Genomic DNA, 16,095 nt, shown 5'->3' with positions numbered 1-16,095 from the left:
TCAGCTCATAATTACTCTACTAATTTTTTCAATTTCTGCTGTTGTATTTATAATTTTACTACTAAGGTTGTTTTTAATTGCCTCATATAAGCCATTATTGTCTAATAGCTTTTTAATCCCTAAATATATGGAATCAGCATCTTCACTAACTATAATTCCATTTTCTTCATTAATTATTTGCTCATTTGCTCCAGTAAAGTTAGTTGTTATAATTGGATTATTAAAGCACCTAGCTTCAGCTAAAGTTATACAATAGCCTTCATGTCTTGATGATTGCACATATATATCACAATCTTTCATATATGGATAAGGATTTAATCTTGATCCTAATAGTACATAATCCTTTTCAATTTTCAATTCATTTATATTTTTTTCATACTCACTTCTAGCTCTGCCTTCTCCAACACAATACCACCTTAGTTTATATCCTTCACTTTTTAATCTTGCTAAAACAGGTATTGTTAAATCTTGTCCTTTTTCTTTGCTTAATCTTCCTACTGTAAGAATCCTAATTCCGTGAAAATCATCGTTAAAAGATTCTCCATTATCAGCCAAACTTTTTATCTTCTGATGATCTAAAATATTATAAAATACTTGAGTATTATCCTTTAACTTAGGAAAATTCTTTATAAATTTACCTATACCATCTTTGGATACCACAAAAATTTTATCAAAACTTTTATATAATTTAGATGTTAATCTTTTATTAAAATGTATTTTTTCTATATCAAAGTGTATCCATTGTACTTTTTTTTCTGACTTTATTTTATTTGCAACAAAATATGTTATAAAGTCCATAGGTCCTGCATAAGCTACTGCAATATCATAGTTATTATCTAAAGTTTTTATATTTTTAAAGATATACCTATAATAATAGCTAAGGTTACCAGTAATTTTAATGATTAAATATAAGATTGCAATAATAATACTCTCCACATATTTATGGTTTTTTATGTTTTTCTTTAACGCAGATAAGTGTGGCTCAATAAAATATGATTTTAAACTCTTATATTCATCTACATACTTAACATTAACCCAACCTGGTATTTCATTTAAAAATCCACCATACTCTTCTAACATAAGAATAGTAATATCCCATTTAGTTCTATCCATTTCTCTGATCATTGATAGCAGTGCTTTTTCTGTGCCACCTATGTTCATATTAATAACCATAAATATTATTTTATACATTTAATCACATCCACAATAGTAATATATTTATTAATTCATATATCTAGTTACTATTTAAACAATTCATAAATTTTATATATTTCATTCATTGTATTATATTCATTTTCTGATTTAAGATTTCTAAGAATATTATCTCTGAAACTGTTATCATCTAAATATCTTTTTATCCCATTTAATAGCTGTACTTCATTTTGTTCTACGATTAAACCATCTTCCCCGTTTTTGATTAATTCGTTAGCAGTATTAAAATTAGTACACACAATTGGTTTTTTCAAAATTTTTGCTTCTATAACAGTTAATCCAAAGCCCTCATTTCTTGATGGTTGAACGTATATATCACACTTTTTCATGTAAGGATATGGGTTATCACGAGATCCTAATAATATAAAATATTTTTCAAGGTCATATACTTTAACTAAATCTTGCAACTTCTCTTTATCTTGTCCATCTCCAACAACATACCATTTAAACTTATAACCACTATTTCTTAGTAAATCAGCAGTTTTTATTGCTATATCATATCCCTTATATCCTATAACTAATCTACCTACAGTTAATATATTAACTTCATTAGAATCAATTTCTTTAATTTTTTCCATTGCCATATTTACAATTATATCTGGATTAACTATATCTTTAATTACCACTATTTTATTTGTATAATTTTTGTTTACATTTATAATTGAATCTTTTGATGACTCAGAAACTGCAACTATTTTGTGAATTTTATCATAAAATATTTTATCTAACTCTTTATTATAAGTAGTAGCTTTGTAATCACAATTTATCCAAGCTATTTTATTATCTGCATCTACCTTATCCACCACAAAATAAGTTGGAAATCCTTGTGCAAAGGCAATTGCTATATCATATTTCTTTTCAATCCTTTTTAATATATTCTTCTGATTTATATAAAATATTTGTTGATTATTTTTAGTTTTTTTACTTTCTAATTTATTTAATCGTATGTCTATAGATGATTTTATACGACACATTCTATATAATAATCCCTTAACTATTGTTTTATCGTAATTTTCATTGTTTAAGTATATATAAAAATTGGGAATATCTAATATATTAACTTCATTTGGAACATACTTGTCTAATGATTCTCCCTTTCTTAGCATTAACAAATCTACTCTATATTTTGAATAATCAATTACATTTAAAAGAGAAACTAAACTTTTTTCTGAACCTCCGATTGTTAAGGAATTAATTACAAATAATATATCTTTTTTCACTATTAATCACCTACTTTTTAATTGACAAAACTTCATTTATATAATTTTTTGAAGAAATAATTTTTGTGTTTAAAATTTTATCCACTTTAGCATAATCTATATCCTCTAACAATTTATCCAAAATATAATCATTTTCAATATATCTATGTTCTAAATTTAGATCAATTAACAAATCTCTCATCCTTGTATTTATATTCTCTAACCTTCTAACAATCGCCATAGGTTTCTTATATATTAAAGAAAAGGCTACTGCATGAAACGAGTTTGATATTACAAATTCTGCATTTCTCACTAAAGATACAAAAGTTTCTGGTCCACTGAATTTGAAGTTTTTATCCTCATATGACCCTCTATAGTGACTTATAGTATATATCTTACATCCCTTATAATATGAAATTTCCAATGCTAATTTCTTTATTATTGGATTATTATCAAAATCATAAACTAATAAATATTTATCTTTAAACTCTCTATTACCAATATCATCCCACATTTTTCTATCTACTAAAAATACAGGATCAACTACCACTTCAACCTTTTTTAACTCTAATTCATTAATGATTTTTTTCCCACTCTTTTCTCTTACCGATATTCTATCTAATTTTAGTAGATTTTCTCTTACAAAATTCTTGTATTTATTATCAATAGTTTCTGTTGCAAAACTCGCTGCATAGGAGGCTCTTATTTTTGAATCTGGTACAAAATCCAAATAAAAAGTGGAATCTTTTCCATTATCCCGTAGACAATTCCATATTTGATCACTTCCACATAAATAAACATCTGCTTTAGGAATATTATTTTTTAGTTGTATATTACATGCATATCTATATTTTGATAATGACATAAATTTATTTTTAAAAGTATCAAAGGCTTTCTTCCTTTTTAACAATGCTAATTTAAATGGTAATTTTAAAATTATATAAATAAATTTTGTTATATAATTTCTGTTCCACTTAGGGTTATCTATTGAAATTAACTTATAATGTCCACTTAAATAATCTGGTTTATAATCTATGATTTCTACATCATTTCCAATCAACTTTAAATATGCCATTAATGCATATGCTTGTAGCGAAGCTCCATGATTATATACATCATGACAAGTTATTGTACACACCTTCATAATTTTATTCCTTATCTTTTATTAATAGTAAATAATATTTTACTTTTTAGCAAACTCATTACTAGCGGCTCCATATCTTCTCCCTTTCTTAAAATAGCTTATACACCTTTCCTAATTCCTCCATATTATCATAGTTACTCTTTCTACAACATTCTTCCATTTCTTTTTTTAAATGTATGTTATTGTAAATATTTTCTATTCCAGCAGATATTCCTTCTACTGATTGATCACATATTAATCCATCAACTCCATCTCTTAGCTGACTTTTAGCCGTAGGATAATTAGTAATGATTACAGCCTTTCCTAGTATTTGAGCCTCAGTAACAGTTACAGCTCGTCCTTCATACCTTGATGGCTGTACATATAAATCACAACCTTTCATATAGGGATAGGGATTGATTTTTTTTCCTAGTATTATAAAATCTTTCTCAAGATGATTCTCTTTTATTAACTTTCTTATCATCCCCTCATCTCCCCCATACCCAACTACATACCACTTTATATCTGTAAAACCTTTATCATGCAATATTCTTAAAGCTCTAACTCCATTATCTATTCCCTTTGCCATTGACAATCTAGCTACTGATAAAAGCTTAAAACCTTTTTCTTTACTTATATCATCTTCCACTTCTTCTACAGCCATGGCTCTTATAAACTCTGAAGATACTATATTCTCCATTACCACCACCTTATTATTTAGTTTGTTATATTTCTTTAAAAAGGAATTTTTACATTCTTCCGATACAGCTACTATAGAATCAAATTTATTCCAATGCTCTATATCCTCTATAACATCAGTATCAATACAGGAATAATCCGTATGAATCCAGGCTATCTTTTTTTTAGCCTTTACATTGTTAGCTACAAAATAATGCGGCCATAAGTAGCTTATAGCCACATCATACTGTTTATTTAAACAAGGTAGATATTTCAATGAATACTGCCACATCCTCTGCATCTGTATATGTCCAGATTCTTCTAAAGCATTTTTTTTAGCATATTTAGCAGCATCCATTCTAGCTTTAATACGTGCTAATCCTAAACTAATTTTTTTATCCTTAAATATCTCTAATATGGATTTTCGAAAGGTTGTATATTCTTCTATCTCATCTAGAATGTTAAATTTGCCTCTTAATAACTTCATAAAATCTCCTTTATGTCTATATAACATCAAATCTACATTATAATTGTTATAATCAAAGCTTTCTAGCATATTTATAAGACTTCTCTCTACTCCCCCAACTTCCATATCAAAGGATGCTATTAGCACATTCTTCATATTTATCCCCTTCTAATTCTATTCCATATACTTTATATAGTTTACCTTTAATATCCTGAATTTTATATCCTTGAAACTCAAATGTTCTTTTTATTAACAGCTTATCAACCTTAGATTGTTCTAACATTTTAATTACTGTATTACTCCAGATTTCTATACTTGCTTCAAGATTCAATCTCTTAAGTAGACCTAGCTGTAAATCTGCTTCTGGCTGAATAGCCGTAGATGTTAAACATGGTACTCCTGAAGCTTGTGCTTCTAAAAGTACAAGTCCTAATCCCTCATAGGTTGATGGTAATATAAATAAATCTATTTCCTTAAGTATATTATTCACATCATCTCTAATACCTAACAGATGTATGTTGTTGCCTAAGTTTAATTTTTTAATCTTTTCTTCTATAATACCCCTTAAATCTCCGTCACCAATTAAAATACATTTAAATTTAGGATTTATTCTCACTAAGTTTGACATTAAATCAATTAAAAAATTATGATTTTTTGCATGAATAAATCTTCCTACATTACCAATTAAAATATCATCATTATTTATTTCTAATTTTTTTCTTATATAACTACTACCTTCATTATTAATAAATCTTTCATAATCAATATAATTAGGTAATTTACAGTATCTATCATATTTAAGTGTACTGTATCCAAATAAGTACTCACCAGCTGCATCGCTACATGACAAAAAGTTTGTGGAAAACCCCTTTATTAACCCCTTCATTATGGATATGTATAATCTTTTTATTAGACTTTTACTATAATCCTTAGTAGTATGGGCATGAGATATTCTTATCTTTACTCCAGCTAGTTTTGCAGCCAATACTCCCACTCCACAATTAAATAAAGTATGAGCATGAACAGCACTATACTCATCTTCATTCTTTATAATCTTCATTAAATTTATTACTGATTTTATAACACCTACTTCGCTTGGAGGATCTAACTTTATTATTCTTCCACCTAATTTTCTAATTTCTTCGTCATAATAGCCTTCCTTATGGTAATAAGAAACAAAGTCAAATTGAATTTCCTTATAAACCTTTCTATATAAATTCATAAGCATAGTTTCGGTACCACCCACGTCCATTCCACCTACAATGTGAAGCACCTTATTTCTTTCCATTTCTCATCTCTCCTTACTTTTCATCTATGATTGGGAGCGTAATAGAAAATAGATTTTATATCTAAAACACTCTTATATTGCATATTAAGTCCTATTACTTGCTCTCTATAAAAGAAGATTAGATAACACACTATGAATGCTAAATATATTGTTCGTCTTTGCTTACCCTCTAGACAATTACGTATTATATATGGTAATAGTATAAAATTATAAAATTGTAAATATAATGAAAATCTATTAAATATCCAATTTGACATACCAAAGGCTACAAATATGCAATTTAAAAGAGCCATATTAACAAATACATTGCTCTGTGGCCACTTTTCTTTTAGTTCATTTCTTTTTAAATATGCAAATATAATTGGAACCATGTTTACAAGGGTTCTCATTATACTCGATCCTCCTTCGTCAAAATCAGAATAATATCCATAATTAGTATTTTCTATAATCTTAAACAAGTAACTGCTTAGCACCTCATAAAAAAGAATTCCTAATACAGCAATTCCAATTATCATGTATATCTTCTTTGACCAAGGTTTTAATCTTGCTATAAAATATATTGGAATCATAAATAGAACTGATTGATGAATAGTTGAAATTATAAGTACACTAAATAAGTATTTTTTAAAGCTACCATCTATGATAAACTTTACACATAGAAATAAAAGAGCTGCTGCCAAACATTGTCTCATTCCATTCATGGTAACGGTAAAATAACCTGCTGCTATATACATAAATATTTCTAATTCTATGTAACTCCTATACTTGTTTAATGTATAGACATTACATAGTTGAGTCATTAAAGCTACTACAAATACAATAGTTTGTGGATTATTAGAAAATTGAATTAAAATTAAATTTAATAGGACAAACCCATAGTCGCCATTAGCTTTAGAAAAATTAGGATTTTCTACTAAAAGATCATATGTGTGCTTATACATACCTGTATCTCCAATACCAGATCTTAGCCCTGAAAATAATACTAAAACCGAAACTACAAGAGAAATCCAAAAGATAGCTATAAGCTTGTACTTTTTATCATTAGCCATTCTAGCGAGTAAGGATAATATAAAAGTTGAAGCTAATGTAGCATAATATATTCCCATTTTCTTCTCCTTTCTATAAGTTTCTTATATCTCTAGTTCTAAAGATTATATAACTATATAAAATATATCCCAATGGAATGGCTGCTAACATAATCCCTTTGTATGGAACCTTACTTAAAAAATTCTTATCCTTTACAATTAAACTACTAGATACATAATGAACACATTCTTTAAATCTGTATAACAAAGATGTATTAGGTATCTTTAAGTTTTCTATCCTATAGAAGCACCATCCTTTAGGATTATTTCTGTATTGTCTAAGCATATTCTTCGTAGACCCATCTTCCATGTATTCTACAATACAAACAGGTTCATTAACCAAAGCTAGTTTGTACTTTTCATCTAGTTTATGACACTTATAAGCTAGTCCTACATATTTCTCATCTTCAAATTCAGGATATGGATATTTTTTTGTAAGCTCAGTCCTATATATAAGTTTTTTATCTCCTTTAATACCATATTTATGATATATATCAAATAAAGTAGCTTCCCTTAATCCTTCTGGAAACTTCGTTCCTATTATCTCACCAGTTTCATATAAATCAAGAGCTGCAATTCCTGCTATATTTTCTGCCTTTCTTTCATTCCAAGCCTTTATAATTTTTTCTACTCCATCCTCTGTCATATAATCATCTGAATCTATACATATATTTAACTCTGTATCAATATTTTCATAGGCAGTATTATGAGCACTATGCATACCTCCATTTTTTTTATATATATAATCTATTTGAAAGTCTGTTTCCTCTTTCCAATTTATAATCAGCTCTTTAGTATCATCTGTTGATCCATCATCTACTACCAACCATTTAAAATTTTTATTTGTCTGTCTTCTCAAACTTTCATAACACTTATATATGAGTTCTTTTCTATTATAAGTTGGAGTAAAAACTGTTAAAATTGGTTTCATTAATATCCTCCGTCCTAAATTATACTTTTTCTATATCTACTTTTATTTTCAAATAAATCACTTACTAATACTATCATAGACTTTCTCAATTTTTTTACAGTAATTTTTTATATTATAGTTTCCTTTTATAAATTCACGTCCATTATTTCCAAGATTAATTCTTAATTGATTATCCTCTTTCAAATTTATTAGTTCATCCATAAAGCTTCTATAATCTCCTGGCTTTATGAGTCTTCCTCTATGAGAGTTTATAACTTCACTTATACTTCCTACATTCATAGCTACAACAGGTATTCCAAATGCCATAGCTTCCAGTATTACCATTGGAAGACCTTCGTATAGTGAAGGTAGAAAAAACACATCTATGATAGGGAAAAAATCATATATATTTTCTTGGAATCCTGTAAATATAAAAAACTCTTCCAATTCTAATTCCTTTACCATAAACTTAATTTCCTCTTGTTGCGATCCGCTTCCAATTATGAAAATTTTTGTATCTATAAATTTTTTCTTATATTTATCAAATTCTTTTACAAAAGGAATAAGTCCCTTCTCTTCATCTAATCTACCTACAAATCCTATTACTTTTCTATTCTGTGGAATATTATATTTTGTAGCTATCCACTCACTTTTATTACTTCTAAAATCTATTATTTCTTCCACATCCATAGCATTAGATAATATTGATATTTTAGCCATTTTAAGATAGTTTGTATTTTCTTTATAAAAATCATATACAACCTTACCACAAGTGATATTGTAATCATATTTTGGTCTTAATACCTTATCAATACTTCTATTTAATCCATTACTATTTATCCATGGATAACAACTATGAATATGAGATATTACCCTTATATCGACCCTATATATACTCTTTACTAAGTAAGCATGTATTGAAGCATTATTATCATGGGCATGAACTATTTTTATATTATTACCCCTTATAATATTTTTAAGATACTTTATATTTTTTAAAATATCTTTCTTAGAAAAATTTAAGGAATAACTGTTTATGTTATTATCCTCAAAAATTTTTTTTAGCTTGTCACCACCACATACGACTATGGACTCATAATTAGTTAAGTTTTTACAAATTAGTAGTACCATTTTTTCAGCTCCACTTAGCTTATTCATTGGTAATATATGGAGACACCTTTTCATATTCTTACATCCCTTCGATAACATGTCTTTCTATTGCTACTTGTTAAAGTCTAGTAGTATCTAATTATTTATATATTTATATATTTATGTTTTTTTCAGGTAAATAATACTCTTGTAAATCCAAAGCATCATATATATATTCCAGCTCACTTATTACATTATTCACATCATATTTTTCTATTTCCTTAGGCGTATTAAAGCTTCTATCTCCTTCTAGATAATATTCCTCTATAGCCCTTGCAGTATCTTCATAATCTCCCACTTCTACTAACTTACCTATATTTTTATTTTCTATAATATCTCTTATTCCTCTTATATTAGTACCTATAACTTTTTTCCCATGCGCCATAAACTCCATTATACTTTTAGGCAATCCTTCTCTATAGGACAGTAATATCCCTATATCTGAAATTTTTATAAGCTCATTTATGTTTTCTCTATATCCTAAAAAACTTATATTTTTTTCTATCCCCCTTTTTATTAACTCCTCTTTTAATTCTTTCAACTTATATCCTTCTCCTACACTAATTGCCTTAATCTTTGGATACTTATCTTTTATAAGTTCCAATGCCTTTATAAGCTGAAGTTGGTTTTTATTATGATTTAATTCTGCTATCATAAGTATTATAAAATCATCTTTATCAAAACTGAGTTCCCGTACATTTAAATCTTCTCCTTTTAGCTTGGTATCTATAATATCCTCTAAATCAATACCCACTCCATTAATTAAGTAACACATTTTAGGCTTTAATTTATTTTTAGTTATTTCATAGTCTTCATTATTAATATTTATTATTACATCTGTAAATCTAGCCATAAGCTTTTCCATAGGATAAAACATACACCATGCTATCTTAGGTGCACCTTTATAAAAGTGATAGCCGTGAGCTGTATATATAATTTTTATTTTAGGAAACCAAACTTTTAATATTCTCCCATATAATGCTGCTATAGGCGTATGAACATGGACAACATCATATTCATTTTTCTTTTGTATGAATTTTAATCTCCAAAAAGCTTTTAGATTTCTTAAACCTAAAGGCTTTCTACAAAAGGGTATATTATATACTTTAACTCCTTTAGATACTAATCTCTTGTCTATAGGCTTATCTATAAAGCATGCGCAATCAACAACATGTCCTTTATCTATTAACATTTCTATATGTGGAATTAAAAATGCATTAATTGTTCTACTTACTGTTGTTATATATAATATCTTTTTCATAAACCTCCTCTTCCCTTATGACCCTTGCAGGAACTCCTACAGCAGTACTATAAGCTGGAATATCCTTTACTACTACAGAACCAGCTCCTATTATTGATCCCTTTCCTACTTTTAAATTTTGAATTACCGTAGAGCAAGATCCCATAAGTACTCCTTCTTCAATAATATCTCCTCCTGAAACATTTACGTTCCATAACAAAGACACATAATCTTTTATAATAGAATCATGACCAATACCACATTTAGGACTTATTATTACATGTTCTCCAATTTTAATATCTGTTGTTAGAATAGTTCCTTCATATATTATTGTTCCATCTCCTACAGTCATAAAATCATGTATGGATACTCTTGGATGAATTAAAGTTGCAAATTTGAATTTCCCCCCTAATTTTGAAACTATTTCTTTCTTTACTCTATAGCTTGAAATAGCTATAACAACATATATATCTTTACTAATATAATTTAATAACTCAATATTTCCTATAATTCTATATCCGTTTAAAGTTTTCCCTAAATTTCTTGGATTATCATCCAGGAATCCAATTATATTCCAAGTTGGTTTAAAACTATTGATTTGATTTATTATTAATGCAACTTCTCTTCCAACTCCTCCTGCTCCTATAATGATAACTTTTTTCATAGTAATTTCCTCTTTTTCCCACTTAATAAAACAAATTTATGATAATTGATTCTTAAAGTCAAAGATTAATATGTGTAATTTGACATTTTAAGCATTAACTTTTTTAGTTTTATATTTTTTATAATTTCTTTTTCTTGATTTTTTACTAAAAAAACTCTTTTTTTCTTTAGGATAATATTTATAATAAGAATCTGTTCTCTTCATGTCGCAACTATTCAGTATACTTCCAACTACATTTGCATTTACCTTTTTTAACTCTTTATATGCTAAGTTAATATCTTTTTCTCTAGTTTTACCATACTTCACTACTATAATTGTTGCATCTGCTTTACCTGCAAGAATGCTAGCATCAGTAACAGCTAGTAACGGTGGAGTATCTAATATTATATAGTCATAGATACTTCCTATATTTTTTAAAAATCTTTCAAAAGTTTTGGAACCTAAAATTTCTGCAGGATTAGGAGGAATAGTACCTGATAATATTACTGATAGCTCTGAAGTAAATTCTTGTATAGACTCTTTTAAATTATCTTTGTCAATTAAACAATCTGTAATTCCCTTTGAATTAGAAAGTCTAAATTTTTTATGTAAAGATGGTTTTCTAAGATCACAATCTATAATTAAAACTTTATTTCCACTTTCACTTAAACAAAGTGCTAAATTACCAGCAATTGTTGATTTTCCCTCTCCTGGTACAGAACTAGTTATTACAATGGTCTTTATTGTGTTGTCAACAGATGAATATTTTAAACTTGTGCGTATGGATTTATAGGATTCAGCAGATATAGAATGTGGCATTTTATTGTATATAAACATTATTCTCTTCCTCCCTTAAATCCTTTTTCGTGCTTAGGTATATTCCCTAATACTGGTACTGGTAAAACTTTTTCTAATCTAGAATTGCTCTTAATAGTGTCATCAAGATAATCTATAAAAAATATTAATCCCAAGGAAAATATTACACCCACTCCAAAGTACATAAGCATTAGCTTCTTTTTATTAGGCACTATTGGATACACTTTAGTACTATCTATAATTCTCGGCTTAGCATCTGGAATTATAGTTTTTGCTTGCTCATTAAACTCTTCACATATAGCTGTTAGTACCTGTTCTGCTCCATTCATATCACTAGTATTATATGTTACTGTAAATATAGGTGTATTCTCTGATGCAGAAAACCCTAATGAATTTTTAACTTCCCAAGACGTCTTGTTAATTTTATATTTTTTCAATGTCTCATTTAAAAAATCATCTACCCTAATTATTTCATTAAAGGTATTCATAAATTCATTGTAATATTGAATTTCATTTTGAGAATAATAGTCCATTAGATTATTTCCTCTACCAACATAAATTTTCGCTGTAGCTTGATAACTTGTAGTCATTAACGAAGCTTTATAGCCGCCTACACATGATATAACTCCAGTCATTAATACTAAAATCCAAATTTTTTTCTTTAGTAAATATATTATTTCATCAAAATTTATCAATTTTTCATCCACAAATTTCATCCTCCTTTAATTACTTCCATTAAAGTATTCCATGGTAATATTATCATCTTGGTTTATTCCATCTTTTTTAATAACTTTATATATGGTTAAAAATAAAATTTTCAAATCTAAACGTAAGGACCAGTTATACACGTACCATATATCTAATTTGAATTTTTCTGTCCATGATATAGCATTTCTACCATTAATTTGTGCCCACCCCGTAATTCCTGGTAGAACCTGATGCCTTTTTAACTGATCTTGTGAGTATAAACTTAAATACTCTTTTAAAAGAGGTCTCGGTCCCACTAAACTCATATCTCCTTTTATAACATTTATAAGCTCTGGTATTTCATCAAGGCTTAATGCTCTCAATATTTTTCCTATTGTTGTATGCCTCTTTTCATCTGGTAATACCTTCCCATTTTCATCCCTTATATCTTTCATTGTTCTAAACTTAATCATTTTAAAAATCTTATTCCTCTTTCCTACCCTCTCTTGTATAAAAAAAATTGGTTTTCCTAATTTAATCTTTATTATCAGTGCTATAATAATTAATATAGGTAATAAAATAATAAGTCCTAATATTGAAATAACAACATCAAATATTCTTTTTATAAACATATTCTCCTCTAACTTTCTTAAATTTTATCTCTGTATTTTTAAATATAAATTACCTATAATTCCAATTTTATTTGAATAATCCTTTTATAACATCTATTACTCTCTGTTGATCTTCAATTGTCATTTTTGTATCTGATGGAAGACAAATTCCCCTTTCAAATATATCTTCGCATACACTTATACCTACATCATTATGACTAAAAAAGTTAAATTCTTTATAATAAGGTTGAAGATGTATAGGCTTCCAAATATATCTAGATTCTATATTCTCTTTTTCTAATGCTTTTATTATATCTATGGGTTTAATTTTGCATCCTTTAGATAAAGTCATCACACTAAGCCAATAATTTGATGTTCCATAGTCACAAATTTCTTCCATATCAATCCATGGAATACTCCTAAAATTTCTATCATAAAATTCAAAAATACTTTTTTTCTTAGATATTCGTTTATTCAACATTTTAAGTTGACCTCTACCAATTCCTGCTAAAATATTACTCATTCTATAGTTATATCCAAGCTCTGAATGTTGATAATATCTAGCTTTGTCTCTAGCTTGAGTTGCCCAAAATCTTGCTTTCTCTATGGAATTCATATCATTTGATACAAGCATCCCACCCGCAGAAGTAGTTATTATCTTATTTCCATTAAAAGAGAATACTCCAAATTCACCCATGGTTCCAGTTTGCTTACCCTTATAAGTCGCACCTAATGATTCTGCAGCATCTTCTACAATAGGTACATTATAAAAGTTGCAAATTTTTATTATTTGGTCCATATCTGCACTTTGACCATATAAATGAACTACAATTACCACTTTAGGCTTCATATTTTTTTCTTCATAATATTCAAAAGCTTTTTTTAATGCTTTGGGAGACATATTAAAACTTTCAGGTTCTGAATCAATAAATACTGGAACAGCTCTTTCATATATTATTGGGTTACAACTTGCTACAAAAGTTAATGATGAACAAAAAACTAAATCATTATTTTTTACATCTAATAGCTTCAATGCCATATGAATTGCTGAAGTTCCAGAACTTAGTGCCAAGCCTTTTTTTACTTTTACAAAGTTTGCTATCTCATTCTCAAAATTCTCTACATTAGGGCCCATTGGTGCTATCCAATTAGTATCAAAAGCCTCAAGTACGTACTTAATCTCTTCTTCACCCATATGTGGCGATGAAAGGTATATTTTCCTTCTGCTATCTTCATTAATTATTTCACTAAACCTATTTTGCTCTGCTAATTCTAAAATTTCTTTACTTTCATCTATTTTGTTGAACTTTATTGATTGAATAATATCCTTGTTACTTTTCATATTTTCCACTATATACTTCGCCTCCTTTCATAGGATAATATGTAAAAAATTTCTTAAATTATCCTTAAAATTTATATATTAAAATTCCTTACCACGAATCAATATTAAATTTTATTACCATAAAATCTGATTAAAATTTTTGTTTGCGTATTAAATTCATCGTTTTTGTATAAATAGTAAACATATAGTTCTACATTACAATATTACCACTTTTTTACATTTGTTTCATTTAGTTTTCTTCGTCTTTTTATCCTAGGAAATAACAATGCCCTTTTGCATGATACTTTATTTGTATGTATATGCACTTATTTATACATACTTCTACTTTATATAACTAATTATTTTAATAATAAAATTCTTCTTTCACCCTAAAGTTACAATAAAACTTTTATAATATTGAATAAAAGTTTTAGTATATAGTAAAAGAGTGTGCCTAGCATTGCTATGACACACTCTAATAAAATTTATTTGTTGCACTATTCTCTACTTTAGTTTTAGGCTCTATGTTTAATGAAAGTGATAGAATTTGGAGAGAATTTATATTTTCATATAACAAATAGATATATATTAAACTATTTATATATGTTAATAGGAAACTATATAAATAGTTAACTATTTGTTGTGGCCTCAAGGGTTTTAGAGATTTTCTTATTTTGAAAAAAGTAAAATTAACCAATGATATTCTATCACTCTGGAACTAATTCTAATCTTTTATCCAATTTATCAACTAGTATAATATTAGTAACCTCTACATTTCCTCTATTAATAACTTATAATTTTATTAAGATATACATATAGATTCTCTGTATAGTATGAGATTTTCATTAGAATTGTACCATTTAACTATTGTTAAAATTCATATATAATTTCATAATGATAATATATAAGTGTAAATATTACGGAAATTATAAATAAATGTTAATATTTATTTATAATTATTTACATTCCATTTTTTATATGGTACACTATATTCAAATTGTTAGATAATAATAATTATTAAATAATAACTTACTTTTAATGGTAATGTTATAAAAAAGAAAGTGGGGAATAAAGATGGGAAATCTAAAAGGAACTAAAACAGAAGTTAATTTAGCAACGGCATTCGCAGGAGAATCTCAAGCTAGAAATAAATATACTTTTTATGCTTCAAAAGCTAAAAAAGAAGGATATGAACAAATTGCCGCTCTTTTCACTGAAACTGCAAATAATGAAAAAGAACATGCTAAAATATGGTTCAAGCTTCTTCATGATGGCATAGGTGATACTATGGAAAACCTTAAAGATGCAGCTGCTGGTGAAAACTATGAGTGGACTGATATGTATGCTACTTTTGCAAAAGAAGCTAGAGAAGAAGGCTTTGATAAAATTGCAAACTTATTTGAAGGTGTAGCTAAAATTGAAAAAGAACATGAAGAAAGATATTTAGCTTTATTAAAAAACATTGAAGATGGAAAAGTATTTGAAAAAGAAGAAAAAGTGGTATGGCAGTGTGCTAACTGCGGATTCATCTATGAAGGAGAAAAAGCACCTAAGGCATGTCCTGTATGTTCACATCCTCAAAGCTACTTCCAATTATTAGCTAAAAACTATTAATATTAAAATAACAAGGGTATTGAATCTAGAGTTAATTCTGGATTTAATACCCT

At 27.4% G+C, this 16,095-nt stretch carries 15 protein-coding genes; 1 reads left to right on the top strand and 14 read right to left on the bottom strand.

Annotated features, from left to right (window positions below; genetic code table 11):
* The 14 genes from B3630_RS15295 to B3630_RS15230 all read right to left on the bottom strand — a co-directional run bounded on the left by B3630_RS15295 (position 1) and on the right by B3630_RS15230 (position 14,302).
* Positions 1-1,191, bottom strand: coding sequence for a glycosyltransferase (locus tag B3630_RS15295; protein WP_346899650.1), 1,191 nt, complete (start codon positions 1,189-1,191; stop codon positions 1-3).
* 50 nt (positions 1,192-1,241) lie between these two features.
* Positions 1,242-2,432 carry a glycosyltransferase gene (locus B3630_RS15290; protein WP_346899648.1) on the bottom strand — a complete coding sequence of 397 codons (1,191 nt, stop codon included), beginning with the start codon at positions 2,430-2,432 and terminating at the stop codon, positions 1,242-1,244.
* Positions 2,433-2,442: 10 nt separating this feature from the next.
* On the bottom strand, positions 2,443-3,555 hold the full coding sequence (locus B3630_RS15285; protein WP_346868671.1) for a polysaccharide pyruvyl transferase family protein: 1,113 nt from the start codon (positions 3,553-3,555) through the stop codon (positions 2,443-2,445).
* Positions 3,556-3,643: 88 nt separating this feature from the next.
* Complete coding sequence (locus B3630_RS15280; protein WP_346868672.1) at positions 3,644-4,834, bottom strand: glycosyltransferase; 1,191 nt, start codon at positions 4,832-4,834, stop codon at positions 3,644-3,646.
* The gene (locus B3630_RS15275; RefSeq protein ID WP_346899646.1) at positions 4,806-5,966 is read right to left on the bottom strand and encodes a glycosyltransferase family 1 protein; all 1,161 of its coding nucleotides are present in this window, start codon (positions 5,964-5,966) and stop codon (positions 4,806-4,808) included. Before B3630_RS15275 ends, B3630_RS15280 begins: the two co-directional genes overlap by 29 nt.
* 20 nt (positions 5,967-5,986) lie before the next feature.
* Complete coding sequence (locus B3630_RS15270; protein ID WP_346899644.1) at positions 5,987-7,072, bottom strand: EpsG family protein; 1,086 nt, start codon at positions 7,070-7,072, stop codon at positions 5,987-5,989.
* Positions 7,073-7,085: 13 nt separating this feature from the next.
* Complete coding sequence (locus tag B3630_RS15265) at positions 7,086-7,982, bottom strand: glycosyltransferase family 2 protein (protein WP_346899642.1); 897 nt, start codon at positions 7,980-7,982, stop codon at positions 7,086-7,088.
* Between the two features lie 57 nt (positions 7,983-8,039).
* The gene (locus B3630_RS15260; protein ID WP_346899640.1) at positions 8,040-9,146 is read right to left on the bottom strand and encodes a glycosyltransferase; all 1,107 of its coding nucleotides are present in this window, start codon (positions 9,144-9,146) and stop codon (positions 8,040-8,042) included.
* A gap of 76 nt (positions 9,147-9,222) precedes the next feature.
* Entirely contained in the window at positions 9,223-10,371 is a 1,149-nt protein-coding gene (locus B3630_RS15255) for a glycosyltransferase family 4 protein (RefSeq protein ID WP_346899638.1), read from the bottom strand.
* Positions 10,337-11,014 (bottom strand): acetyltransferase, encoded by a 678-nt coding sequence (locus tag B3630_RS15250; protein WP_346899636.1) that lies wholly within the window; start codon positions 11,012-11,014, stop codon positions 10,337-10,339. The genes B3630_RS15255 and B3630_RS15250 overlap by 35 nt, the downstream gene beginning before the upstream one ends.
* Positions 11,015-11,101: 87 nt before the next feature.
* Positions 11,102-11,830 carry a CpsD/CapB family tyrosine-protein kinase gene (locus tag B3630_RS15245; RefSeq protein ID WP_346899634.1) on the bottom strand — a complete coding sequence of 243 codons (729 nt, stop codon included), beginning with the start codon at positions 11,828-11,830 and terminating at the stop codon, positions 11,102-11,104.
* Positions 11,830-12,516, bottom strand: coding sequence for a YveK family protein (locus B3630_RS15240; protein ID WP_346899632.1), 687 nt, complete (start codon positions 12,514-12,516; stop codon positions 11,830-11,832). Before B3630_RS15240 ends, B3630_RS15245 begins: the two co-directional genes overlap by 1 nt.
* Positions 12,517-12,531: 15 nt before the next feature.
* Complete coding sequence (locus B3630_RS15235) at positions 12,532-13,128, bottom strand: sugar transferase (protein WP_346899630.1); 597 nt, start codon at positions 13,126-13,128, stop codon at positions 12,532-12,534.
* Positions 13,129-13,195: 67 nt separating this feature from the next.
* On the bottom strand, positions 13,196-14,302 hold the full coding sequence (locus B3630_RS15230; RefSeq protein WP_346899752.1) for a DegT/DnrJ/EryC1/StrS family aminotransferase: 1,107 nt from the start codon (positions 14,300-14,302) through the stop codon (positions 13,196-13,198).
* Between the two features lie 1,200 nt (positions 14,303-15,502).
* Here B3630_RS15230 and rbr point away from each other — a divergent pair.
* Positions 15,503-16,042, top strand: coding sequence for a rubrerythrin (gene rbr, locus B3630_RS15225; protein ID WP_346899628.1), 540 nt, complete (start codon positions 15,503-15,505; stop codon positions 16,040-16,042).
* The last annotated feature ends 53 nt before the right edge of the window (positions 16,043-16,095 follow it).

The organism is Clostridium sp. UBA7503 (genome assembly GCF_002477055.1).
Lineage (GTDB): Bacteria > Bacillota > Clostridia > Clostridiales > Clostridiaceae > Clostridium_J > Clostridium_J sulfidigenes.
Note: the sequence above shows the minus strand (reverse complement) of the source record. Positions and strands in the feature narration are given on the sequence as shown.

What these genes read in the sequence shown, in the direction of transcription:
- rbr (WP_346899628.1), top strand. Translation starts at nt 15,503, where the DNA reads ATGGGAAATCTAAAAGGAACTAAAACAGAAGTTAATTTAGCAACGGCA.
- B3630_RS15275 (WP_346899646.1), bottom strand. Translation starts at nt 5,966, where the DNA reads ATGGAAAGAAATAAGGTGCTTCACATTGTAGGTGGAATGGACGTGGGT.
- B3630_RS15285 (WP_346868671.1), bottom strand. Translation starts at nt 3,555, where the DNA reads ATGAAGGTGTGTACAATAACTTGTCATGATGTATATAATCATGGAGCT.
- B3630_RS15295 (WP_346899650.1), bottom strand. Translation starts at nt 1,191, where the DNA reads ATGTATAAAATAATATTTATGGTTATTAATATGAACATAGGTGGCACA.
- B3630_RS15280 (WP_346868672.1), bottom strand. Translation starts at nt 4,834, where the DNA reads ATGAAGAATGTGCTAATAGCATCCTTTGATATGGAAGTTGGGGGAGTA.
- B3630_RS15260 (WP_346899640.1), bottom strand. Translation starts at nt 9,146, where the DNA reads ATGAAAAGGTGTCTCCATATATTACCAATGAATAAGCTAAGTGGAGCT.
- B3630_RS15255 (WP_346899638.1), bottom strand. Translation starts at nt 10,371, where the DNA reads ATGAAAAAGATATTATATATAACAACAGTAAGTAGAACAATTAATGCA.
- B3630_RS15270 (WP_346899644.1), bottom strand. Translation starts at nt 7,072, where the DNA reads ATGGGAATATATTATGCTACATTAGCTTCAACTTTTATATTATCCTTA.
- B3630_RS15245 (WP_346899634.1), bottom strand. Translation starts at nt 11,830, where the DNA reads ATGTTTATATACAATAAAATGCCACATTCTATATCTGCTGAATCCTAT.
- B3630_RS15230 (WP_346899752.1), bottom strand. Translation starts at nt 14,302, where the DNA reads ATGGGTGAAGAAGAGATTAAGTACGTACTTGAGGCTTTTGATACTAAT.
- B3630_RS15250 (WP_346899636.1), bottom strand. Translation starts at nt 11,014, where the DNA reads ATGAAAAAAGTTATCATTATAGGAGCAGGAGGAGTTGGAAGAGAAGTT.
- B3630_RS15265 (WP_346899642.1), bottom strand. Translation starts at nt 7,982, where the DNA reads ATGAAACCAATTTTAACAGTTTTTACTCCAACTTATAATAGAAAAGAA.
- B3630_RS15235 (WP_346899630.1), bottom strand. Translation starts at nt 13,128, where the DNA reads ATGTTTATAAAAAGAATATTTGATGTTGTTATTTCAATATTAGGACTT.